The sequence below is a fragment of the Polynucleobacter rarus genome (genome assembly GCF_003072505.1).
GTDB classification, from domain to species: Bacteria; Pseudomonadota; Gammaproteobacteria; order Burkholderiales; family Burkholderiaceae; genus Polynucleobacter; species Polynucleobacter rarus.
Genome location: NZ_NTGB01000001.1, coordinates 2,359,622 through 2,382,637, shown reverse-complemented (window position 1 = coordinate 2,382,637; position 23,016 = coordinate 2,359,622). Strand labels below are relative to the sequence as shown.

General features: G+C 40.5%; 21 protein-coding genes. 12 read left to right on the top strand and 9 right to left on the bottom strand.

Going from position 1 to position 23,016, the window contains the following annotated elements:
• Positions 1 to 64: 64 nt before the first annotated feature.
• The gene (locus AOC35_RS11390) at positions 65 to 676 is read left to right on the top strand and encodes an NYN domain-containing protein (RefSeq protein ID WP_108647199.1); all 612 of its coding nucleotides are present in this window, start codon (positions 65 to 67) and stop codon (positions 674 to 676) included.
• A 303-nt stretch (positions 677 to 979) separates the two neighbouring features.
• Positions 980 to 1,651, top strand: coding sequence for a barstar family protein (locus AOC35_RS11385; RefSeq protein WP_342749907.1), 672 nt, complete (start codon positions 980 to 982; stop codon positions 1,649 to 1,651).
• 77 nt (positions 1,652 to 1,728) lie between these two features.
• Here the strand turns inward: AOC35_RS11385 and AOC35_RS11380 are convergent, their stop codons facing one another.
• Entirely contained in the window at positions 1,729 to 2,481 is a 753-nt protein-coding gene (locus tag AOC35_RS11380) for a 16S rRNA (uracil(1498)-N(3))-methyltransferase (protein WP_108647198.1), read from the bottom strand.
• A gap of 200 nt (positions 2,482 to 2,681) precedes the next feature.
• Here AOC35_RS11380 and tkt point away from each other — a divergent pair, with 200 nt between their 5' ends.
• Genes tkt through AOC35_RS11365 form a run of 3 tightly spaced genes read left to right on the top strand, consistent with a single transcriptional unit; the run spans position 2,682 to position 7,224 of the window.
• On the top strand, positions 2,682 to 4,697 hold the full coding sequence (gene tkt / locus AOC35_RS11375) for a transketolase (protein WP_108647197.1): 2,016 nt from the start codon (positions 2,682 to 2,684) through the stop codon (positions 4,695 to 4,697).
• Between the two features lie 56 nt (positions 4,698 to 4,753).
• Positions 4,754 to 5,767 carry a type I glyceraldehyde-3-phosphate dehydrogenase gene (gene gap / locus AOC35_RS11370; protein WP_108647196.1) on the top strand — a complete coding sequence of 338 codons (1,014 nt, stop codon included), beginning with the start codon at positions 4,754 to 4,756 and terminating at the stop codon, positions 5,765 to 5,767.
• A 29-nt stretch (positions 5,768 to 5,796) separates the two neighbouring features.
• Positions 5,797 to 7,224 carry an FAD-binding oxidoreductase gene (locus AOC35_RS11365; protein ID WP_108647195.1) on the top strand — a complete coding sequence of 476 codons (1,428 nt, stop codon included), beginning with the start codon at positions 5,797 to 5,799 and terminating at the stop codon, positions 7,222 to 7,224.
• 31 nt (positions 7,225 to 7,255) lie between these two features.
• Here AOC35_RS11365 and AOC35_RS11360 read toward each other — a convergent pair whose 3' ends face one another.
• Positions 7,256 to 8,368, bottom strand: a complete 1,113-nt coding sequence (locus AOC35_RS11360) for a glycosyltransferase family 4 protein (RefSeq protein WP_108647194.1) — start codon at positions 8,366 to 8,368, stop codon at positions 7,256 to 7,258.
• A 316-nt stretch (positions 8,369 to 8,684) separates the two neighbouring features.
• Positions 8,685 to 9,134: a ferric iron uptake transcriptional regulator gene (fur, locus tag AOC35_RS11355; RefSeq protein WP_108647193.1), complete on the bottom strand. Its 450-nt coding sequence runs from the start codon at positions 9,132 to 9,134 to the stop codon at positions 8,685 to 8,687.
• A gap of 179 nt (positions 9,135 to 9,313) precedes the next feature.
• Here fur and AOC35_RS11350 point away from each other — a divergent pair, with 179 nt between their 5' ends.
• From AOC35_RS11350 to AOC35_RS11325, 6 genes are all read left to right on the top strand, one after another.
• Positions 9,314 to 9,760, top strand: coding sequence for an outer membrane protein assembly factor BamE (locus tag AOC35_RS11350; RefSeq protein WP_159077566.1), 447 nt, complete (start codon positions 9,314 to 9,316; stop codon positions 9,758 to 9,760).
• A 121-nt stretch (positions 9,761 to 9,881) separates the two neighbouring features.
• On the top strand, positions 9,882 to 10,697 hold the full coding sequence (gene dapB, locus AOC35_RS11345; RefSeq protein WP_108647191.1) for a 4-hydroxy-tetrahydrodipicolinate reductase: 816 nt from the start codon (positions 9,882 to 9,884) through the stop codon (positions 10,695 to 10,697).
• A 33-nt stretch (positions 10,698 to 10,730) separates the two neighbouring features.
• Positions 10,731 to 13,436, top strand: coding sequence for a leucine--tRNA ligase (leuS, locus tag AOC35_RS11340; protein WP_108647190.1), 2,706 nt, complete (start codon positions 10,731 to 10,733; stop codon positions 13,434 to 13,436).
• Positions 13,437 to 13,567: 131 nt separating this feature from the next.
• Positions 13,568 to 14,122 carry an LPS-assembly lipoprotein LptE gene (locus AOC35_RS11335; protein ID WP_108647189.1) on the top strand — a complete coding sequence of 185 codons (555 nt, stop codon included), beginning with the start codon at positions 13,568 to 13,570 and terminating at the stop codon, positions 14,120 to 14,122.
• The gene (gene holA / locus AOC35_RS11330; RefSeq protein WP_108647188.1) at positions 14,119 to 15,183 is read left to right on the top strand and encodes a DNA polymerase III subunit delta; all 1,065 of its coding nucleotides are present in this window, start codon (positions 14,119 to 14,121) and stop codon (positions 15,181 to 15,183) included. Before AOC35_RS11335 ends, holA begins: the two co-directional genes overlap by 4 nt.
• A 143-nt stretch (positions 15,184 to 15,326) precedes the next feature.
• The gene (locus AOC35_RS11325) at positions 15,327 to 16,094 is read left to right on the top strand and encodes a metallophosphoesterase (protein ID WP_108647187.1); all 768 of its coding nucleotides are present in this window, start codon (positions 15,327 to 15,329) and stop codon (positions 16,092 to 16,094) included.
• Between the two features lie 22 nt (positions 16,095 to 16,116).
• On the opposite strand, the gene AOC35_RS11320 is transcribed toward AOC35_RS11325, so the two are convergent.
• A complete protein-coding gene (locus AOC35_RS11320; RefSeq protein ID WP_108647186.1) occupies positions 16,117 to 17,436 on the bottom strand; it encodes a type II toxin-antitoxin system HipA family toxin in 1,320 nt (439 codons plus the stop codon).
• Complete coding sequence (locus tag AOC35_RS11315) at positions 17,436 to 17,777, bottom strand: helix-turn-helix domain-containing protein (RefSeq protein ID WP_108647185.1); 342 nt, start codon at positions 17,775 to 17,777, stop codon at positions 17,436 to 17,438. Before AOC35_RS11315 ends, AOC35_RS11320 begins: the two co-directional genes overlap by 1 nt.
• A gap of 326 nt (positions 17,778 to 18,103) precedes the next feature.
• Between AOC35_RS11315 and AOC35_RS11310 the strand changes: the two genes are divergently transcribed.
• Entirely contained in the window at positions 18,104 to 19,429 is a 1,326-nt protein-coding gene (locus AOC35_RS11310; protein ID WP_108647184.1) for an AAA family ATPase, read from the top strand.
• Here the strand turns inward: AOC35_RS11310 and AOC35_RS11305 are convergent.
• The 4 genes from AOC35_RS11305 to AOC35_RS11290 all read right to left on the bottom strand — a co-directional run bounded on the left by AOC35_RS11305 (position 19,422) and on the right by AOC35_RS11290 (position 22,925).
• Positions 19,422 to 20,165 carry an RloB family protein gene (locus AOC35_RS11305; protein WP_108647183.1) on the bottom strand — a complete coding sequence of 248 codons (744 nt, stop codon included), beginning with the start codon at positions 20,163 to 20,165 and terminating at the stop codon, positions 19,422 to 19,424. The two genes, AOC35_RS11310 and AOC35_RS11305, sit on opposite strands and share 8 nt — an antisense overlap.
• Before the next feature lie 9 nt (positions 20,166 to 20,174).
• On the bottom strand, positions 20,175 to 21,452 hold the full coding sequence (locus AOC35_RS11300) for an AAA family ATPase (protein WP_108647182.1): 1,278 nt from the start codon (positions 21,450 to 21,452) through the stop codon (positions 20,175 to 20,177).
• A gap of 496 nt (positions 21,453 to 21,948) precedes the next feature.
• Positions 21,949 to 22,419, bottom strand: a complete 471-nt coding sequence (locus tag AOC35_RS11295; RefSeq protein ID WP_159077565.1) for an HVO_A0114 family putative DNA-binding protein — start codon at positions 22,417 to 22,419, stop codon at positions 21,949 to 21,951.
• A 65-nt stretch (positions 22,420 to 22,484) separates the two neighbouring features.
• Positions 22,485 to 22,925, bottom strand: coding sequence for a hypothetical protein (locus tag AOC35_RS11290; RefSeq protein WP_108647180.1), 441 nt, complete (start codon positions 22,923 to 22,925; stop codon positions 22,485 to 22,487).
• Positions 22,926 to 23,016 lie beyond the last annotated feature (91 nt).

Below are 23,016 nucleotides of genomic sequence, written 5' to 3'. Positions count from 1 at the left end.
AGCGAAACCACGGGTGACATGTAACAGGCGACCAGATCGCCGACCCGTCAAGTAGCACACCTCCATGAAAAATTATGCAATTCTAATCGATGGTGGCTTCATTAAAAGAAAGCTCTCTCGCGGTCCCAATGCACCAATGCAAGCATCAGATATTCAGAGCTTTGTTGATGATTTAAAAACACACAAATTACTTGTAGACTCCAACTTGTATAGGATCTATTATTATGATTCCCAACCTCTTAAAAATTCCGAAAAGAATCCTTTAAGCCAAGAAGTTTTAGATTTTGGTAGTCATCCAGTGGTTCAAACTGCAGAAGCCTTATTTAAAGGATTGAAAAATATTCCTTTCCTCGCTTTACGTTTAGGTGAGTTAAGTTTCAATGGATGGGACCTAAAGCCCCGACTTTTAAAGACACCGAGCTCTAACCTAACAATTAGTCCTGAAGATTTGAGGCCAAGTATTACTCAAAAAGGTGTTGATATGCGTATTGGAATGGACATGGCAGCTTTATCCTTAAAAAAACAAGTAGATATTATCGTTCTGGTCACTGGTGATAGCGATTTTGTTCCTGCGATGAAATTTGTTAGGCGTGAAGGAATCAATTTGTTTTTAGCAACTTTGGGTCATAAGGTTAAAGAACCAATGATTGAACACTCTGATTATTTGTTTAACTAACTTTAAAAATAACTTGAGATTAACTTAAGGTCTCAAAAAATTAAATCATAAATTAATACCCTCGATAGAGGGAGTCGTATTTGTAGTTAATGAATAAATTTTATAAACTTGTTTAAAAAAATCAGGTATTTACGACGTATTTCTGCCATATTGAGCGGGTAATTATTGGTATCTTCGTCATCGATTGACGGTTTGAAAGCAAGTATTTACTAATTTTTATCGTCTTTAGAATCATACGTTTACTCTGTTTTTTAAGGAATACCTCTTGTCAAATGTTACAGAAAAGAGTAACCTTTACGCATTATGACTATAAACATTCCAGAAAACGCAACATTGGCAGGCTGGGAAGAAGATCAGTCCGTAGATCACAGCCTTGGTTCAACAATCAACCGTTCAGGTATGAACACCGGTATGAGTATGCCTACAACCCCATCATCACCATCTTCACCTTATTACAACAACAGTTTGTATCCAACAGGTAGTGTTTTAAGAGATTTAAGTGCCCTTCCCAAGAAAAAACCTGCACCATCTTGGCGTGCCGCGTTAGCAGTTAGGGATAGTGGACCTGCAGCAATGCTGAGAAGCGTTCGAACAAATATAGTCCAGTCGATTCGTGCTTTTAGAACTGAAGAGTTAATGGAAGCTGCGTCTGAACTAGGTCAGCATTTTGTTTATGCGAATTCTGCACATGCTTTTACCAAAGGTGAAGTGCTGGAGTCAGTGGCTAAAGCCTATCATTTTACGAAACAGCAAGCTAAAAACTACGATCATTTGTTAGATGCGCTCACTACTCTGATTGATAAGTCAGGACCGCAACCTGGATTCGTAGTGGTTTTAGAAGGAATACCTTCAACGCTCAAGTTCGACAAAGATGCTCGCGAAACATTACTCGATGTGTTCCGTGACGCCGTGGAATACTGGGCAGAAAGAAGAGTCCCTTACCGCGTGTTTTATTCGTTTGCAAATTTAGCTTAAAGAGTTATTGGAACATCTTTACTAAATAATCAAAACTTCTTGATGCATCTCAATGCCGCTAAGTAGCGGCATTTTGCTTAAAAGCTACCCCAAATTGCATGAACTGCTGATATCGCACTAATACCGGCTGTTTCAGTTCTTAAAATTCGATTCCCCATCGTAGCACTCATCCAGCCCCGCTGTTCGATACTTTGCATCTCATTTTCATCAAAGCCACCCTCAGGTCCAACCATGAGAGCAACACCTTGGCCAGGGGCTCTTTTTAAAATACTGACTAGTTTGAGAGTGCCAAGTGGCGACAAAACAATGGGCAATTGAGCGCAACTTGCCACATCAAATTGACTTAAAAACTGATTGAGAGTTTGGGGTGCTTCGAGGGTTGGCAAAATAGTGCGATCACACTGCTCGCAGGCGGCAATGATAATCTGCGTCCAATGCTCCATCTTTTTCTGCGCTTTTTTTTCGTCTTGGTGCACGTTTACCTTGAGGACGCTTCGCTGCGTTTGCACTGGAATAATGGTGCCAACCCCTAATTCAACGGCTTTTTCGATTAGCCAGTCCATTTTTTCGTTAGCAGCTAGACCTTGGATTAAGGTAATCGGATAATTAGACTCACGACTGAGATCTTCGCGCAGATTATTCAAGTTTAAGAATAATTTTTTATCAGTGGATGCACCATCAATGGAGGCATTCGCGACCATCCCCGCCCCGTTAAAAACAGCAATCGATTCGCTTGAGGACACTCGTCTTACTCGAAGGTGATGTCTGAGCGATTCGGGAGCAAGAACTTGGCTTTCTTGCCAATTACCAGGAAGATAAAAGTGAGACATAGGTCCAATGTTAAAATAGAACAAAAGTGGTCTTGTTTATTCTACCTTCATCAAGAAGAAATGCCGAAGATGCAAATAAACAGGGCAAATTAAAACGAGTAAATACCAGTTAATATCTTTACGAAGTATTCAGCCCAAATGATTAAAATAGTATTGCTCAAGCTAATTCAATAAGCTAACCAAATATACAAACTAAATTTATGCCTACCAAACTAACTTCCGAAGATTCCAAATTGATGGCCAATGCCATTCGCGCTCTGTCGATGGATGCAGTACAAAAAGCGAACTCTGGACACCCTGGCATGCCGATGGGGATGGCGGATATCGCAGTTGCATTGTGGCATGACCATTTAAAACACAATCCTAAAAACCCACTGTGGATGGATCGCGATCGTTTTGTGCTCTCCAATGGACATGGCTCCATGTTGCTCTATTCTGTGTTGCATTTAACGGGCTATTATTTACCGATGTCTGAAATTGAAAATTTCAGACAATTACATAGTAAAACAGCAGGGCATCCAGAATACCGCGTCACGCCAGGTGTAGAGACGACAACCGGTCCTTTAGGTCAAGGGATTTCGAATGCAGTAGGAATGGCTTTAGCTGAAAAGTTATTAGCAGAAGAGTTCAATCGTCCGGGTCATGCCATCGTCAATCACTATACCTATGCATTTTTAGGTGACGGTTGTTTGATGGAAGGAATCAGTCACGAGGCTTGCTCTTTAGCCGGTACTTTAGGCTTATCCAAGTTAATTGCGCTGTGGGATGACAACGGTATTTCGATTGACGGACGGGTTGTTAACTGGTTCGCTGAAGATACACCAAAACGCTTTGAAGCCTATGGTTGGAATGTCATTCGTGATATTAATGGTCATGATGCAAATGAAGTATCGAGTGCAATCGCCTATGCCAAATCGATGAATAATGGTAAGCCGACTTTGATCGCTTGTAAAACCAGAATCGGTGAAGGCTCACCGAATCTTGCCGATACGGACAAAGTGCACGGCGCACCTTTAGGTGCCGCAGAAATTGCCGCAACTAGAGAATCCATCGGTTGGAACTATCCGCCATTTACAGTGCCAACAGAGGTTTATGGTTTGTGGGATGCAAAAGAAATGGGTGCGGCTACGGAGCAACTTTGGAACTTGCATTTTAAAGAGTACCAAAAAGCCTATCCAGATTTAGCTAAAGAACTTACACGTCGTATGTCAGGTGATTTACCGGAGTCCTTCGAAGCGACGGTACAAACCTTACTCGCTAATATCTCTGCTAAAGCAGAAACCATTGCCACACGCAAAGCCAGTCAAAATGCAATTGATGGCTTAGCGCAAGTACTCCCTGAGTTCTTAGGTGGATCAGCCGATTTAACTGGCTCTAACTTAACCAATTGGAGCAATTCCAAATCACTTAAACCCAATACTTGGGGCAATCATATTAGTTATGGCGTACGTGAGTTTGGGATGAGCGCCATGATGAACGGCGTCACTTTACATGGTGGCTATATACCGTTTGGGGGCACTTTCTTAACCTTCTCTGACTATAGTCGTAATGCACTGCGCATGGCAGCGCTCATGAAAATCAGAAGTATTTTTGTGTTTACGCATGACTCCATTGGACTTGGTGAGGACGGCCCAACGCATCAAGCAGTTGAGCAAACTGCTAGTTTAAGATTGATTCCCAATATGGATGTATGGCGTCCAGCGGATACAACCGAATCTGCTGTTGCTTGGGCGAGTGCTGTCAAGCGCCGCAAGGGGCCAACGAGTTTAATTTTTAGTCGTCAAAATTGTCCTTATTTAGAAAAAACTGCCGAGCAAATTGCCAATATTGAAAAGGGTGGATATGTGCTCAAAGCAGTTAAAAATCCGAAAATCGTCTTCATGGCCACCGGTTCTGAAGTAGGTTTAGCAATGAGTGTGGCGAGCGCCCTAGCTGAGAAGGGGATTGCCGCAAACGTAGTATCCATGCCTTCGACAACGACCTTCGATCAACAATCCAGTGCTTATAAAGCCAGCGTGTTACCAGCGGGTATTCCTCGGGTGGCGATTGAAGCGGGTGTTACAGATGGCTGGTGGAAATACGGCTGTGCTGCAGTGCAAGGTTTAGATACTTTTGGCGAGTCTGCTCCTGCCGGTGTGTTGTATCAATACTTTGGCTTAACGACGGAGAACATTGTTAAAACAGCAATGGATGTGCTTGGTCAAACTGCAAAGTGAAGTTAAAACTATAAAAATAGCGAGACAACAATTTATATTTAATTCAGGAGTAATTCATGACGATTCGGGTAGCAATTAACGGTTATGGGCGTATTGGCAGAATGGTTCTCAGAGCCATTTATGAGGAAAAAAGAACTGATTTAAAAGTTGTTGCCATTAATGGCTTGGGTGGTATCGATATCAATGCTCACTTGACCCAATATGACTCCGCTCACGGTAAATTTAGTTCTACCGTAACAGTAGACGGCGAATACTTAGTGATTGATGGCGATCGGATCCGGATGTATTCCACCCGTAATCCTCTAGAAACACCATGGGGTGAACATCAAGTTGATGTGGTTTTAGAGTGTTCTGGTGCGTTTACGACGAAAGAAAAAGCGATGGTACATATTGCCCAAGGGGCAAAAAAAGTACTCATCTCTGCTCCTGGTGGCGATGATGTAGACGCAACGGTTGTGTATGGTGTTAATCATCAGGTGTTAAAAGCGAGTGATTTAGTTGTATCCAACGCTAGTTGTACAACGAACTGTTTAGCACCACTCGTCAAGCCATTACTAGAACAAATCGGGATTGATGCCGGTTTGATGACGACCATCCATTCGTTTACCAATGACCAAGTTTTAACCGATGTGTACCACAAAGATATGCGCCGTGCGCGTTCTGCAACACAAAGTTTGATTCCGACAAAAACGGGCGCTGCTAAAGCAGTCGGCCTAGTACTGCCGGCTTTACAAGGTAAGTTTGATGGCTTTGCGATGCGTGTTCCGACCATCAATGTCTCAGTAGTCGATTTAACCTTTACTGCGAGTAGAGCAACCACCCTTGAAGAAGTCAATCAAATCCTCAAAACGGCAAGTGAAGGTGAGCTCAAAGGCATCCTAGCTTACAACACTTTGCCATTAGTATCCGTCGACTTTAATCATAATCCTTACCCAAGTATTTTTGATAGTACGCAAACGCGCGTTTCCAAAGATGGTAAATTAGTTAAAGTTTTATCTTGGTATGACAATGAGTGGGGTTACAGTTGCCAGATGTTAAATGCAACGGTTGCTCTGATGCAAGCGAAGTAAAATTTAAGTAATCCGCTTACTTCATTTCAATGCACGCCGTCATTCAACGCCTGCAAGACCTTTTAGGTTCTGCAGGCGTTTTGTTTGAAAAAGAAGATCTAGCCCCGTTCTTAACCGATTGGCGCGGGATTTTTTCTGGGAGTGCACTTGCTGTAGCACTTCCTAAAACCACTGAACAGGTTGCTAAGGTCGTCAAGTTATGTGGGGAGCTAAAAGTCAAAATCGTTCCTCAAGGGGGCAATACCGGTTTGTGTGGTGGAGCGACTCCAGAGGGTGATAATGCACAAATCATTTTATCCCTCAAGCGCCTTAATCAAATCCGAGAAATGGATTTAGAAAACCAAACGATTACGGTCGAGGCAGGTTGCATCTTACAAACCGTTCAAGAAAAAGTACAAGCAAGTGGCGCATTTTTTCCACTAAGTTTAGCTGCGCAGGGGAGTTGTACTATTGGCGGTAATTTAGCGACCAACGCTGGCGGCGTTAATGTTCTGAGGTATGGCAATACGCGTGACATCTGTGTGGGAATTGAAGCGGTTCTTGCTAATGGTGAGATCTACTCGCAATTAAAGGGTCTGCGTAAAGACAATACCGGTTATGACTTAAAAAACTTGTTAATTGGCTCTGAGGGTACATTGGGCATTATTACTGCCGGTGTATTTAAAATTTTTCCAGCTCCATTGGGTCATTATGCGGCACTTGTGGCGATCAACGAATTACCAGAGATGATTGCCCTCCTGCAAGATCTACAACGCCTGGCTGGTAATGAATTATGTGCTTTTGAGATGATGTCCCGAGAGTCCCTGGCCTTAACCATGGAACATTTTCCGCAGTATCAAAGACCTATTTTTTTAACAGGTCAATACACACTTCTGATTGAATTGGCTAATTTTGATCAGGATCAAGACCAAGCTTTGCATCGTATTCAGGATATTTTAGAAAGCACTCTCGAGGGTTATCTAGAAAACGGCAGAATCCTAGATGCTGCCATCGCCACATCCCAAGCGCAGGTGAATGAATTTTGGGGAATTCGCCATCATATTACTTTAGCGCAGGCAAAAGAGCCGGGTAATATCAAATTTGATATCTCCTTTGCGATCTCAAAAATAGCAGGTTTTATTGCAAGTACCGACCGCTTATTAAGTGAACAGTTTCCAGGATTACAGATTATTAATTTTGGCCACTTAGGCGACGGTAACTTACATTACAACTTTTGTGCACCGAGGGGTGCCGAAGCTAGTTATATTCAGGAGCATGAAGAAAGGATTACGCAGATTGTTTTTGCACAAATTCAATTATTTGGTGGATCGATTTCTGCCGAACACGGCATTGGCCAACTGAAACGGGAGTACCTGTTAGAGCATCGCGGCAGTGTAGCTTATCAAATGATGAGAAATATCAAAAAAGCCTTAGATCCAGAGAACCTATTCAATCCAAACAAGCTTCTGCTGCTTTGAACACAGATACTTGGATTACTCCAAGTTTAAATTAAACCTTCGCTCCTGAAGTAACTTCATTAATAACTGATGTGTTATTGCTTTTGATTAGTAGCCGGTAAACGAGGACGTAAGTAACACAAAACAAGAAAGTAAAAGATTTCAAAATAAAAGAGTTGTCGAAAAATAACACAGCTGGGATAGTACACGAAATTGGCAAAACCCAAAGGATAGTAGAAGCCTGTGCATTTTTGACCCATAAAGGCAGTTTTAGATCTTTACCATTGCTCTCAGGTGACCGATGCTTTAGCCAAAAGTAGACGAGAGAATGAAAATGTTGTGCATCTGGGGCGGTTGGATCTTGATTCTTACTTACTTTTCTACGGAAAATTGAATATATGGTTTCAAAGATGGGGTAGAAATTGACCAACAAGGCAAACCAAGGCGAAATTTCCGTATGGCGATCGACCAATAATAAAGATAAAAAGCCACTACAAAACCCAATCAGATAGGCGCCAGCATCCCCTAAAAAAATCTTCCCTTTGGGGTAGTTCCAAAGTAAAAATCCTAAAATACTAGCAATTAAAATTTGGGCCAAGAATAGGATGTAGTGATCACCAAAAAGATAGGCAATATAATAGATGGCTAATAATGAAACGATACCTACCATGCCAGCTAAGCCATTGAGACCATCAATGATGTTGTAAGCATTCGAAATACCAGTAATTGCGAAGATGGTTAAAACATAACAAAACCATTTCATCTTCAATAAATCATCCACCATCGGCAGATCAACGCTATAAATTAAGCCATCTAGGAAATAAATGCCAATTAAGGCTGAAATGGCTGTGAATAATAATCTGAGTTTGACCCCCACCTTGTTAGTGAAGTCCTCACGAATACCAATGACAAAACAAGGAAGTGTACAAATGAAGAAAACTAAAAAATCTTTACTTGGATTTTCCTCTAGAAAGTAATTTGTAATAACAACAATAACGAGGGAGAGGAAAATGCCAAGACCGCCAATCCGGGAAATAGACCCTGAATGCAATTTTTGGGGTCCGTGCTGATGATCGCTTGATAAATGAAGATGCCAATCCGCATTCTTAACAATTAAAAATGTAAGAAAGTAAGAGATTAGAAGAGTGATAATCGGGTATGACATTGATCTATTTTGTAAAATTTGACTAAAAAGGAAAATGTTCTGAAAGTATATAGAAGTTTGATGTTAATTCGATAGAAAGATAAGCTATAAGGACTCCCTTGAACGGTGGATGTGCGGAAATTAGTTCATTATTATCAACAATATAAGGGAGTGTCAAGCACCAAGTTTGGGATTTAAATTTAGAGTATTGTAAATAAAACAACAGTAAGTTTCAGTGCCTTTGAAAATTGGCAACAAATAGAGAAGATTATTATGCAGAATCGGAGTTGTGGATTTTGCGGAGATGTCGCTTTAATTACCAAAGACGACAAGTAAATTAAGTTTTATATTTGCAGTTTTTCTTTGTACAAGACCCGTACATCGCTAGGACGTGTTCTTCAAGAATAAAGCCTAATTTGCTGGCGATTTCCCGTTGACGATTTTCAATGGCGCTATCAACGAATTCTTCAACATGACCACAATCTAAACAAACTAGATGATCATGGTGCACACCTTCGTTGAGCTCAAATATCGCTTTTCCTTCGCCTTTGCCCGATTCGAAATGATTACGCAGCAAAATACCAGCTTGTTCAAACTGGGTTAATACTCTGTAAACGGTGGCTAAACCAATATCCATGCCATCTTTACTCAGCGCAAGATAAATATCATCGGCACTATAGTGAGCCCCTGGATTTTGGTGAAAGAACTCCAAAATCTTAATCCGAGGACCCGTTACTTTGAGCCCAATATTACGTAAGTCGTTAGAAGAGTTGGAGTTGGTTGCCATGAGAAAACGGGTTGAATTGCTAATCGAAAATACTACTCTACGAATCTAGATTGTATTCAAAAGTAAATCGTTTAGGGAAAAAAGGTGAAATATTCAGAAGATTCATCCGTTAAGCGTTAAAATTAGCACTCAGATATCTAATAGGTATGCTTCACTTTCTCTATCTAGGCTTGAATTTTATGACAAAGACACTAAAGTTAATTATTTTGGTAGTAAGTACGACACTGGTATTGGGTGCTTGTTCAAGTACCGCGAATAAACCTACCTTGGTGAAGGAGAAAGATGACCTTGTAACTCGGGTATTTAATCCTTACCGACCAGATCTTGTGCAAGGCAATGTGATCTCAAAAGATTTATTAGAGTCCATCAGACCTGGGATGTCAAAAGATCAAGTAAAAGCGATTTTGGGCACGCCACTCTTGAATGATATATTCCACGTAAATCGTTGGGATTATGTCTTTGTATATCGCAAAGGTGATTCAAAGGATATGCAACAAAGACGAGTCACTTTAACTTTTGAAGGTACAAAATTAGCCAAGATTGATGCTGATAACTTACCAAATGAAAAAGATTTGATACTTGAAATTGATGCCATCAGAAATGACCTGCGTAAAGCGGATCGGTAATTTTTAATTTACGGGAATGGTTATTAATTGGAATTAACCTTATTTCAATTAAATACCCCCAAAGCATACCTAAATAGATTCAATTCACAATCCTTACGCTACTATTTTTTTAAATAAACATATGAAATCTACTTTACCAATAGCCGTAGCAGGCGCATCCGGTCGGATGGGCAAAATGTTGATTGAAACGATTTTGGCAAGTAGTGATGCTACCCTCGTCGGTGCACTAGATATTGCTCAAAGTCCAGCAATTGGTCAAGATGCAGGAGCAACACTCGGTAAACAAACTGGTGTCGTGATTACTGCTGATCTTGGCCAAGGTTTAACGAATGCCAGATTTTTGATTGATTTTACCCGGCCGGAAGGCACGATGAATCATGCTCGTTATGCTGCAGAGCATGGTATCAAAATGATTATTGGTACCACGGGGCTCAGCGCTTCAGAGCAAGCCGAGTTAAAAGAACTAAGTACTCGCACAGCAATTGTCTTTGCGCCAAATATGAGCGTTGGTGTGAATGCTACCTTTAAGTTATTAGAACTAGCTGCCAAGATTTTGAATCAAGGCTATGACATTGAAGTGATTGAAGCGCACCATAAACATAAAGTAGATGCACCGTCCGGGACTGCACTGAAAATGGGTGAGGTGATTGCCAAAGTACAGGGTAAAGATCTCAAAGAATGGGCCGTGATGTCGCGTGAAGGCCATACTGGTGAGCGTCAAGAGGGCACGATTGGTTTTGCAACCATTCGAGGTGGCGATATTGTGGGTGATCACACGGTCTTATTTGCGGGGGATGGGGAGCGGATCGAAATCACGCATAAATCCGCCAGTCGTATGTCCTATGCTCAAGGAGCTCTTCGTGCTGCCCGTTTTTTAAATCAAGAAGCAACTGGCTTTTTTGATATGCAGGATGTTTTAGGTTTGAACCAACTTTAATTGTCGATATTTTCAAGAAGAAAAGAATAACGTATGACCCAGTATGACCATCGCACTGTAGAATTAGAAGTTCGTCAAAAGTGGCAAGACGCCAATGTCTACCGCGTTGAAGAAGAAGCAAAAAATCCGGATGGCAGCTTAAAGCCAAAATTTTATGCCTGCTCCATGTTGCCCTATCCTTCTGGCAAATTACATATGGGGCATGTGCGTAATTACACAATTAATGATGTGATGGCACGCCAACTGCGCATGCAAGGCTTTAATGTGTTGATGCCGATGGGCTGGGATGCTTTTGGTATGCCAGCTGAAAATGCGGCGATCAATAATCAAGTACCACCAGCGCAGTGGACCTACTCCAATATCGCTTATATGAAAAAGCAGATGATGGCGATGGGACTCTCGATTGATTGGTCCCGTGAAATTGCTACCTGCTCCCCTGATTACTATCGCTGGAATCAGTGGTTATTCCTCAAGATGCTAGAAAAAGGTATTGCTTATCGTAAGACGCAAGTAGTGAACTGGGATCCAATCGATCAGACGGTACTTGCCAATGAACAAGTGATTGATGGTCGCGGATGGCGCTCAGGCGCTATCGTTGAAAAACGAGAAATTCCGGGCTATTACTTAAACATCACGGCCTATGCAGAAGAGTTACTCAACGATTTAGAACCACTAGGCTGGCCAGAGCGCGTCAAAATCATGCAACAAAACTGGATTGGTAAAAGCTTTGGAGTACGCTTTGCTTTTCCGCATGCCATTGAAGAAGATGGAGCGCTGATTCAAGAAGGTAAGTTATACGTCTTTACAACGCGCGCCGATACGATTATGGGGGCCACATTTGTTGCTGTAGCTCCTGAGCATCCCCTCGCTACTTATGCTGCAAAAAACAATCCTGAGTTAGCTGCCTTTATTGAGAAATGTAAAAAGGGTAGTGTGATCGAAGCAGATCTTGCCACCCAAGAAAAAGAAGGTTTACCGACGGGCTTAACGGTTAATCATCCTTTAACGGGTAAAGCGATTTCGGTTTGGGTCGGTAATTATGTGTTGATGAGTTATGGTGACGGCGCGGTCATGGGCGTACCTGCGCATGATGAAAGAGATTTTGCTTTTGCTCTCAAATATGACTTACCCATTGAACAAGTCGTAGGTCTCAAAGATCCAGAAAAAGCGGATTCTCTTAAAGCTAAACCTTTTACTAACGAGCACTGGCAGGAATGGTACGCTGATAAAGACCATACAATTGTCATCAATAGCGGTGCTTATGACGGTTTGACGGTGGCAGAGGCTATTTTGGCCGTTGCTACAGATTTAGAAAAATTAGACTTAGGGGCTAAAAAGACGACTTATCGTCTGCGTGACTGGGGTATCTCTAGACAACGTTATTGGGGTACACCAATTCCGATTATTCATTGTGGGGATAGCCAAACGCCAGGTTGCGGTGAAGTACCTGTGCCTGAGGAAGATTTACCAGTAGTACTACCTGAAGACTGCGTACCAGACGGATCTGGTAATCCTCTGAATAAAAGAGCTGATTTCTTAAATTGCGCTTGTCCAAAGTGTGGCAAACCAGCTAGACGCGAAACCGACACGATGGATACCTTTGTGGATTCGTCGTGGTATTTCATGCGGTATACAGGGCCGGATGCGAAGCAAATGGTCGATGGTCGCAATGAATATTGGATGCCAATGGATCAATACATTGGCGGGATTGAACATGCTATTTTGCATTTACTCTACGCTCGTTTCTGGACCAAGGTCATGCGAGATTTAGGCCTCATCAGTTTTAATGAGCCATTTAAGAATTTGCTCACACAAGGCATGGTTCTGAACGAAACCTATTACCGTGATTTACCGAATGGTCGACGTGAATGGATTAATCCAGCCGATGTCGATTTACAGCTCGATGAAAAAGGCCGACCACAAGGTGCGACCCTTAAATCGGATGGTCTGCCAGTAGAAATTGGTGGTGTCGAGAAAATGGCCAAAAGTAAAAATAACGGCATCGATCCACAAACCTTAATCGATTTATACGGTGCAGATACTTCAAGACTCTTTACGATGTTCGCAGCTCCTCCTGAGCAGCAATTAGAGTGGTCAGAAACCGGTGTTGAAGGAGCGGCTAGATTCTTAAGAAGATTGTGGAACTTTGCAGATGCTAATAAAGCGCTTTGTCAGAGTGCAAGCTCGGTTAGTAATTCACTAGATAAGCAAGACTTCACTCAGCAAGACTTAACTAAGCAAGACCAAGTATTACGTTTTGAAATCCATACGATTCTGAAGCAAGCAAATTTTGATTACTCGAGAATGCAGTACAACACCGTGGTATCAGCTTGTATGAAAATACTCAATACTTTAGAGCAAAGTGCCGAGGTTTCAGGATCTGTGATGGTTGAGTCCATTAGTATCTTGCTCAGAATCTTGTATCCTATCGTGCCACATATTACCCAACAGCTTTGGACCGATTTAGGATTTGATCAAGCCAACCAAAGTGAATTAGGGCAACTGCTCGATGCACCATGGCCAGAAGTGGATGAGAGTGCCTTGGTACAAAATGAAATCAAACTCATGTTGCAGGTCAATGGTAAGTTACGCGGTGATTTTTTAGTGCCTGCAGATAGTTCCAGGGAGCAGATTGAGAGTATTGCGATGGCAACACCGACTTTGCAAAAGCTCCTAGATGGAGCAACACCGAAAAAAGTGATTGTTGTACCAGGTCGTCTCGTGAATGTGGTAATTTAATATAAGATGCAATGAATACAAGATGCAAAAGCTCGCATCTTGGTTTTTAAAAGTATTTTTCACGAATATTTAGGTTATGAGTAGTCAGTTTTAAGAAGCTAAAAGCACAATCACCATTAATTATCATTTAAATGACCATTCAATTTTTATCTACTCACTCAACTGTCAGAAAATTACTGATAGTTTGTTTAATGCTGGGCAGCTTGCTTGTGAGTAGTTGTGGTTTCCATTTGCGTGGTGCGGTGAATTTGCCTTTTAAGACCCTGTATCTAAGTGGCACCATGACGCAAGAGTTGCGCTTGTATTTGAACCGATATTTAAAAACAGCCGTCAATACAGCGGTTGTTGCTAATCCTCAAGAAGCAGAATTGATTGTCAATATCAATGAGACGATTGGTAAACAGATTCTGTCTTATAACTCGGCCGGACAAATTACTGCTTACCGGATTGTTGCTTCGGTTAATTTTTCTGTAAGCAATGCATTAGGCGATGAATTAATTGAGCCCTCGAATCTCTTTTTAACCAGAGATATGGATTTCTCGATTTCTACTCCAACAGCTGCGGGAGAGTTAGAAGCTTTGCTGGTGACGGATATGCGTCAGGATATTGTGAGCCAAATTGCTAGACGTCTTGGCACTCTCCAACAAAAACCAACCCCAGCGCTAACAACCATCCCTATAAAATGAATCGCTTAGACGCTTTAGTGAGTCATTTACAGCGCGTGAGATCTGGTAAAGAGGCTTTGAAAGCGCTTTACGTGCTGAGCTCAGATGAGGCACTCTTCATGATGGAAACGAAAGATTTACTGCGCGCAACCGTCAAAGAACAAGGCTTTACTGAGCGAGAAACGTTGATGAATGAGTCTGGTTTTGATTGGACTGCTCTTATGAGTAGCTCTCAAACACTATCGCTCTTTGGTGAGAAAAAGCTCTTAGAACTTTCAATCCCTACAGGTAAGCCTGGCCGGGAAGGTGCAGAGTCGTTGAAGTCGTTTGCTAAACACATTGAGCAGTTGGATACCTCAGACTTCGATACGATTGTTTGTATTTATTTGCCTAAATTAGATAGTGCGACTCAAAAATCAGCTTGGTTTGTGGCTTTAGATGAAGCTGGTTTTGCGGTGCGGCTAGATGCCATTGAGCGCTCTGAATTACCGAATTGGATCCGGTCTCGTCTCAAACTTAATGGGCAAGAGTTCGAAGCGGGTGACGCAGGTAAACGAAGTGTTGAATTTATGGTGGAGCAGTTTGAAGGTAACCTCATTGCAGCATATCAAGAAATCCAAAAGCTAGGTTTAATTTATCCTAAGGGAGTTTTAAGTGAGGAGCAAATTCGGGAATCGATTCTAAATGTGGCGCGTTACAACGTTTTCGAGCTCACCGAAACTTTTCTAGTAGGCAATATGGCCAGAATCAATCGCACTCTTGATGGCCTCAAAGGTGAAGGCGAGGCTTTAGTTTTGATTGTGTGGACCTTGTCTGAGGAGATTCGATTACTACGAGCTTTAAAAGAAATCGTTCTACAAGGTGGTCATTTAGCATCTGCCATGAAATCCCGCAGAATTTGGGGTAAAAGGGAACAGTTGATCCCACAAGTATTACAAAGAATGCATTTACCAACCCTTGATCGTGCCCTGCAAATGATTGCTGATATTGATAAACAATCGAAGGGTATTCCGGCGAAAGAAATGCCGATGGATCCTTGGGATGGACTGCGTCGTATCGGTGGGTTATTTGCGATACGTTGAAATTTTTTAGAGTACGTACCTTGAGAATAATGTTGTTATTCAAGGTAGGTCGCGTTCATTAATATCCTTACTCGAAGATAAGGTTAAAGAATTTTATAAACTGTAGTTAGTTTTAAAAATTACGAACCCAACTTATCAAAATAATGAAACTTCATGTACTGAGCGATTTGCACCTAGAGTTTGCAGACTTTACTCCCATATCAAATTCGGCAGATGTGATTGTTTTGGCCGGTGATATTTCTCTTGGCTCTCACGGTATTACTTGGGCTAGAAAATCATTTCCCAAGCAAGAAATTATTTATGTAGCCGGCAATCATGAGTTCTATGGATCTCAGCGCAGCCGTGTAATAGAGGATATCCGAAATAACTGCGCTAAATACGATATTTATTTCTTGGACAATGATGTGGTGGGATTACAGGATCCAAAGTCAAATAATCAGGTAAGGTTCCTAGGAGCAACATTGTGGACCGACTTTTTGCTATTTGGTGAGTCCTTAAAAACGGGATGTATATCTTTGGGCAATCGTTGTCTAAACGATTTTAGGCGGATTAAGGAAGACGATGTAGTTTTCTCGGTTGCAAAGTCAATCGAGTTACATGAGCAGTCCTTAGCTTGGATTCTAGAGGAACTCAAGACTCCATTTGACGGTAAAACAGTCGTGGTTTCCCACCATCTCCCTTCGATGGGGTCGGTTGCAGAGCGATATAAACAGGATTTATTATCTGCCTGCTTCGCATCCGAGTTATCCTACCTTTTTGGAAAAATGTCTCTATGGATTCATGGGCATACCCATGACTCTTTTGATTATGAGATAAACGGCACACGAGTTGTTTGTAATCCCCGTGGCTATGTGCGTTCTAATCATGCGGAGAACCCATCATTTAATCCATCGTTGATAATTGAAATATAGATTTTTGTAACAGAAGCTCAAATTAATCAGGCGTTTGACCTTTAGCAATTGCTTTCAATAATGTAGGACTGCAAATATCATCTATGTGCCTAAAAGCTCGTGAGATTCCTTCGATTTGATCTGAAGAAATTCCAAATTCTTCAAAATACATCTTCCATTGCCTAACGACGCGCCAGACACGATCGATGATCGAATTAGCTTGCTCAGAAGATAAGCCAAATCTCTCTTTAGCACCATAGGCATTATCAATGGTGGCTAATTTGCCTTGAGGCCCGATACCTAAATGTTGGTAACGCTCACTTGCAATTACTGCATGAGGCATAACATCATAGAGTGGACTCAGACTCCAACCTTTAAGCTCATGAATCCACAAAAATGCATGATTACGTAAATGATCATCATCGTTGCTAACAAAAAGATTAAAAATCATGCGCGCATACAGTTCTTCAATATCTGATTTGACGTTTTGAACTAAGCAATATCTACGAATTGCATCCGCAATATCCATATAACTTTTGGTATTCGATTCCGACTCATGGCAGGCAATGAGGGTGAGGGCGCTAACGACATGATGACGAATTTCTATAGGCTGAGTTGCTGTTTTCCAAGAGCGATCAAAACGCTTCACCATCAACACTTTATTCTTACCCACCTGCTCTAGTTTGGTTTTGGCAACATTGAGTCCAGCTAACTCTGCAAGTTTGAGAGTTGCGTATTCTATGCTCGGTACATCTAAAACGCGGTCATTATTACCTGGAAACTTAGCCATCCATAAAATGTTTTCATCATCACGAACACTTGCCTTTGGGCGCATACCTCCTAGGCCACTACCCACAATCAAAATGCGTGACAGTGCTTCCGAAACTGGTAAGCCAGCCTCGACCTTCTGCGCTCCTTCAAGTATGTATGACAGATTATGAATGCTTTCGTGAGCAGGTCGTTCCTCTTGGTCTAACGAGAGTCGAACATCTAAAGCACCAACACGATCACTGCCAGCCTCTAGCAGGTAGGTTGATTCTGGAAGACTATTTGCAGGAACCTTGAGCCTAGCTTCAATCACTCTTCTTCCCCAAGCATCTGGTGCAGCGTCACGTATTCCCCCAAAAGCTTCTAAGTTATTTGGTGGAGCGAGGCGTTTGCCTCGAATATCTTCTTTATTCTTGAGGCTAAGGTTTAGAGGATCAATTTCTTGAGCATTACTTCTTTCTAAATAGCGTAAACCATAGGCAAAAGAGGATGCTAATAGTGTTAATCCTTCTTCATCAACTAGAAGTTGTCCAGCCGGCACAAACTCTCCGTCAAGATGAGCAAATACGAAAAGATCTTTAGTAATATTCGCCATTAGAAATCAAGTACTTTCATTTCTGCCTTGGTGAGCTCACGCACGCGTTGTGGTTTCGAGCGTCTTTCCATAGCTATTATTGCTGGATCATCGCCACTTAAGAGTTGTATCAAGGTCAGACCTGGCGCAATTGCGTCTAGGTAGCGTAAAAGTGCACCAATGGCCACACCAGGGTCGCCTTTTTCAATGCGTTGTGCAGTCGCACGAGATAGCCCAGCTCGAACTGCAGCTTCACTTTGTCGAACACGACGTGCAAGCCGCAATAAAACTAGGCATTGCGCTATTTCAGTAGCTTGGCTAAGTTGTTTTGAGGATAAGGTTAATTGTTGGTCTATACGCATAGATGCCACAAGTTTTTGTTGAGAACATTACTTAAATATACACAATCAGATTCAGGTAGTCAATTAATTTGAATCATAAATAAGTCTTTAAGTAATTTAATGACTTATTTATGATTCATATTGGTTTAAAACAATAGGTTAAAGTGATGGGACATTCAAGTCACAAATAATAGAGAATTTTTACACCCGACCTTATTTTCTTTGGGGAAAAATTAAGGTAAAATAAATCTTGTTTAATGCGAAAAAAACTCATTAAACATTAATAAATTTATATTTATAAGCGAAATGCTTTAGTAAACCGACTAAAAACCACATAAACTCCATTAATGTTAATTAAATTTACTTTAGAAAATTGGCTTTCCTTTTCGGGTAGTGAAGAGTTTTCCATGATTGCTAGTCGAGAAAAGCAACATGGTACGAGAGTTCCAAAGGTAGCCAAATATCAAATGCGCATTTTGCCGATTGCAGCAATTTATGGCGGAAATGCATCTGGTAAAACTAATTTGTTTAAAGCATTAAATTTTGTAAAAAATTTAATCGTAAAAGGCACGCAGCCTGATGCCACAATTCCAGTAGAAACTTTTAAATTAGATGCAAAGTCAATTGATCAGCCAACGGAATTTAAATTTGAGTTATTAATCAATGACCTGATTTATGAATATTCATTCGCGGTGGACTGGAAGTCAGTCATTAGAGAAAAGTTAACTCTCATCAATAGTAGTAGCGAAAAAGTTTTATTCGATCGTTATGAAGGGTTACCACATTTTGATACCTCTTTGGAGAAAGATGAGTTTCTTGCATTTGCATTTCGGGGCACGCGAGATAATCAACTTTTTATTACGAATTCAGTATCTCAGCGGGTTCATAATTTCAGACCTATTTATGATTGGTTTAAAGACTGTCTCGAGCTAGTAGCTCCAGACTTTAGGTTTGAGGCCTTTGAGCAATTTCTTGATGAGGGTCATCCGCTATATTCAACTATGAATCAAATGATTCCAATGCTAGATACTGGAATTACCCATCTCGGTGGCGAAGATATTTCTTTTGATAACCTACCATTACCAGATGCAATACGCACAAAACTTCAAGAGGAAATTGCTGAAGGAATGACTGTAAGGCTAGTGGTGCAACCATCGAATGAACGATTGGTTGTTACTAGAAAATCTGGGGAGTTGACAGCTAAAAAATTAGTGGCATTTCATAACACTAAAAATGGTGGAGAAGTTCAATTTGAAATTCGGCACGAATCTGATGGGTCGCAGAGGATCATAGACCTATTACCTGCATTTCTTGAAATATCTGCAAAAAAATCTCACAAGGTTTATGTAATTGATGAGGTTGATCGCAGTCTGCATACCTTATTGACAAGACGACTTATTGAGGGCTATTTACAAAGCTGCTCTAATGAGAGTCGTTCACAGTTACTCTTTACGACTCACGATGCACTATTAATGGATCAAAGCCTATTGCGTCGGGATGAAATGTGGGTTGCTGAGCGTGATCAATTTGGAGCCTCGCACCTCATACCATTTAGTGAGTATGAGGATGTAAGGTATGACAAGGATATTAGGAAGAGTTATTTAGACGGTCGTTTAGGTGGTATTCCTAAAATATTGTTAAGCGGATCATTAATCTCAAATGAAATTAAATAGGTTTTAATCGTTGAGAATTCAAACTTCCCCTATTTTTATGGCGCATTTCTAACAACTGCTCAACTAATTTATGAACATAGGTTGATGGATTTTCATCGTTACATTCAATCGCTGCTCTTAAAACTCGATCGGCTCTATTGATGGCAGTTTTCATATTGTCACCGTCAATAGCTAGGGCTAAACCAAAAATACCCAAAGCACCTTTGTCATAATCGGGCCAATATTTTTTTAACTCATTCTTAACTTCATCGCCAGCACTAGAAATATTCGGTATGCCATGATAGGGCTTGGTAGTTTCTATATGATGCAACAAAAGCCATAACTCAAAACATGGCACTGAATTTATTGGCACAAGTATTTCTTTAAGCTGTTTTTTACTTTTAATGGTGGATAGTGCTGACTGATATTTACAGCCTTGCTCTTCAAGATGATAGTGATCTCTATCAAACACAAAGTAAACTTTATCGAAAACTCTGTTATTGAATTTTATTTGGTCGTTATAGAGTTTGATTCCATGATTTACAACGCTAACAGGATCGCTTCCACAGTCGCCATCAATTACGACGTTAACACTGGGTAACTTAAAATGAGATACGAGTTCTTTAAAGTAGTTCGGCTCAGTTTTTTTGCCTTCACAGACAATTAAAACGTATGGAATGGTATTTATTGTTGCAGGTTTCCTAGCTTTAGCAATCTTTGCTTCTCGTTTTCGATGATGTAAATTATCAGTGCCCAAGCTATTACCTTAAAGTGGAATTTTTAAATCGCCAACGAAAGGAAGAGCAGCATAATGCCCAGCATGATAATAAGCTTCAATATTCTCCCTGCCTTTAATAACTTTATACTGCTTGAGTTGGGTAAGAATTGTGGCTTGCTCATCGTCTTTTTCGCAAAACCAAATTTGGTCTCTTCTCATGATTGTTTGGTCTAGCAAAGAAGTATCATGGGTCGAAAAAAGTAATTGAGCACCATAAGGATTTGTTTGGTTGCTTTGAAAGAGCTGAACAAGAAATTTAACTAGTCGTGGATGCAAATTATCATTAAGCTCATCTACGATAACAACATAACCGTATCTTAAAGCGAGCAACCAATGACTTGCAAGGCTGAACATTTTTTGTGTCCCATCCGATTCATTATCTAAGTCGAAAGCTACAGTTCGACGATCAGAAGTGATGTGTAATGTCTTTACTTTGTAAACTTCCTTATCTTTTAAATCCTCAAGTATTTTTGATTTAACATCGGGTGAAACATCATCCGGAATATGTTTACTAGAGAATTTTTCGGTATCAACTTTCAACCCATGAATACCCAAATCTGCAGCTTTAAGAAAATCTAACACGCTACTCAGGTGCTCTTCGTCTTTGCACATTTTGGTAGTAGAGTTATTTCCCCATGGACCAATTGTGTGAGTTCTTAGGGTGTTTTTAAACCAATCAAAAACACCTTGAAGTTGTAAGCAATTTAATTGAACGGCTGTTGAGAGAAACAATGCATCTTGCCGAGTGGTGTTTTGCCAAAGATTTTTCTGCTCTGCTTTTGCTTTTAAAGATGGACAAGGTTGATAAACATAATCGTTAGTTTCCGAATTCCAAGATCTTACTAGCCATTTTTGCGGAAGCTTATTAGGGTATGCAAATAACCACTCATCTAAAATTCGCTGCTTATTAGCAGAAAAACCATACTGATACCTGACTCCCTCCGAGATAAAAATTAACTCAAATTCCGTTGGCTTTTCATTTGAATCTGCATCAAGTACAAACGGCTCGACTGGGATTTCATCGCCACGTTGTTTGCTTGCTGAGAACAGTACCATAGACTCCACAATACCAAGCGCACTCAAGATATTAGATTTTCCACCTGCATTTGGGCCATATAATGCTGCTACTTTTAGTAAATAGTCTTTATATGCGGGGTGTTTATAACAATTTGATGCAAGTAGCTCATCACCAGATGACTTTAAAAAACTAAAAGTTTGTTTTGACCTAATAGAGCGCCAATTTTCTACACTGAACTCAATTATCATAATATATTGCCTTTAGTTGGTCTATTTTATGTAATTTTAGCAAAATAAAGCCCTACTTTAAAGTATTTTCTTAGTTTATTGAGTGAAGTTTGAACTATACTTTAGCGCAATGGCTTCCTTGGTGATTGCAAGTAAATAGCTAAAATTGAATTACTTACTACTTGATATCCTCCCCCTAAAGGATGGAGATTCCTCCCGCTAGATGCTCATGCCAGAGATCAAGACAGCGTCGAGAGTGGAGTTAGCCATTTTGGTTTGAATGAGACCTTTACTTCTGAAGTTCCCAAGAATGATCACAACCTATAGTTGTGTGAGCATCGATAAACAACCCAACGGTAATCCTGAAAAAGAAAAGCCTATGAAGGTTTGGATATGACTAAGAACTTTGGTGAGTTGCTTGCGAACCTTTGACAAATATTTTTTGTTACATTAAAAATAGGTTAGCGCTTCTTTGTAAGGTAATAATGCGAGAAAGTGAGAGTCCTCCATATTCGTCTTAAGCTGCTATAGGCTGTTTTAATCCGGTTAAAGACATTTGACCACTAAGTAGGTCAAAATCAAACCTTACCTTTTCCATTATTAAAATAGGACGTTTCGCTCTACCGCTTTGAGATGGAATCAGCTTGACTAGACCAAACTTTTCTAGCTTGCCTAAGGTCCTTGAAACATTTGACTCTTCTCTAGAAATAAGTTTTGCTAGTGTTGAAATAGATTCTGGATGATGGTGGGCTATTGCAGCAATCAAATCCTTATTATCAGAGTAAAGTTTAGAAAAAGAATCTAGACTATTACCATTCGACCTAAGGTTTTCCCAATACTGTTTAGCTTCACTGCCAATATAAACTTTCCCGCCTGCCCAATTTGGAAGTTCTGAATCTCCACGTCCAACAGCCTTGATGCTTTCAAAAACATTTGAAAGTGTAGAAACCGGAATCTCGTTTAACTTTTTTTTCTTTACCATCTTCATATCATCTGCCTAAATTAACCTAATGAGTTCTTAATTCCATTGCCTTAACTTTTTTAAATATTGGATTAATTATTCATATCAATAATTTCCATAGATAGCCCTAATTTCTTTAAAAGAAGCTCTGATTCCTGTATAAATTTTCCAATGTGATGTTCTATGCTTTTCATTTCGATAGATCTAGCATTTTCAACTCCAATCGGAACAAAACCACCGGGGCCATATTTTGTGTCATGCCAATGATCATGGGGATGTTTAATATCAATAGGGGCATGTGCGTTATCAGTTGCTAAAACACGAAGAGTAGGATTTCCATTAACATCCGGCGCAAATAAATTAAAAGCGTAACTATAACCATGAGGATGATCTCTCGTTATTTTTATAGAAGATAGCTTTATTGTCAATTTATAACCACTCGCAAATAATAGTTCGGTTCCATCAAATCCAACAATGGATTCAATATATTTTTTATTGCTTTCATCTTGAATTTGTTTAAATTTTTTAATCAATGTTCGTTCCAACTAATCATATCATATCTAGATATGATTGTATATCGTTGCAACTATTTCGATTATTTATATCCCTTTTTTTAATAAGTTA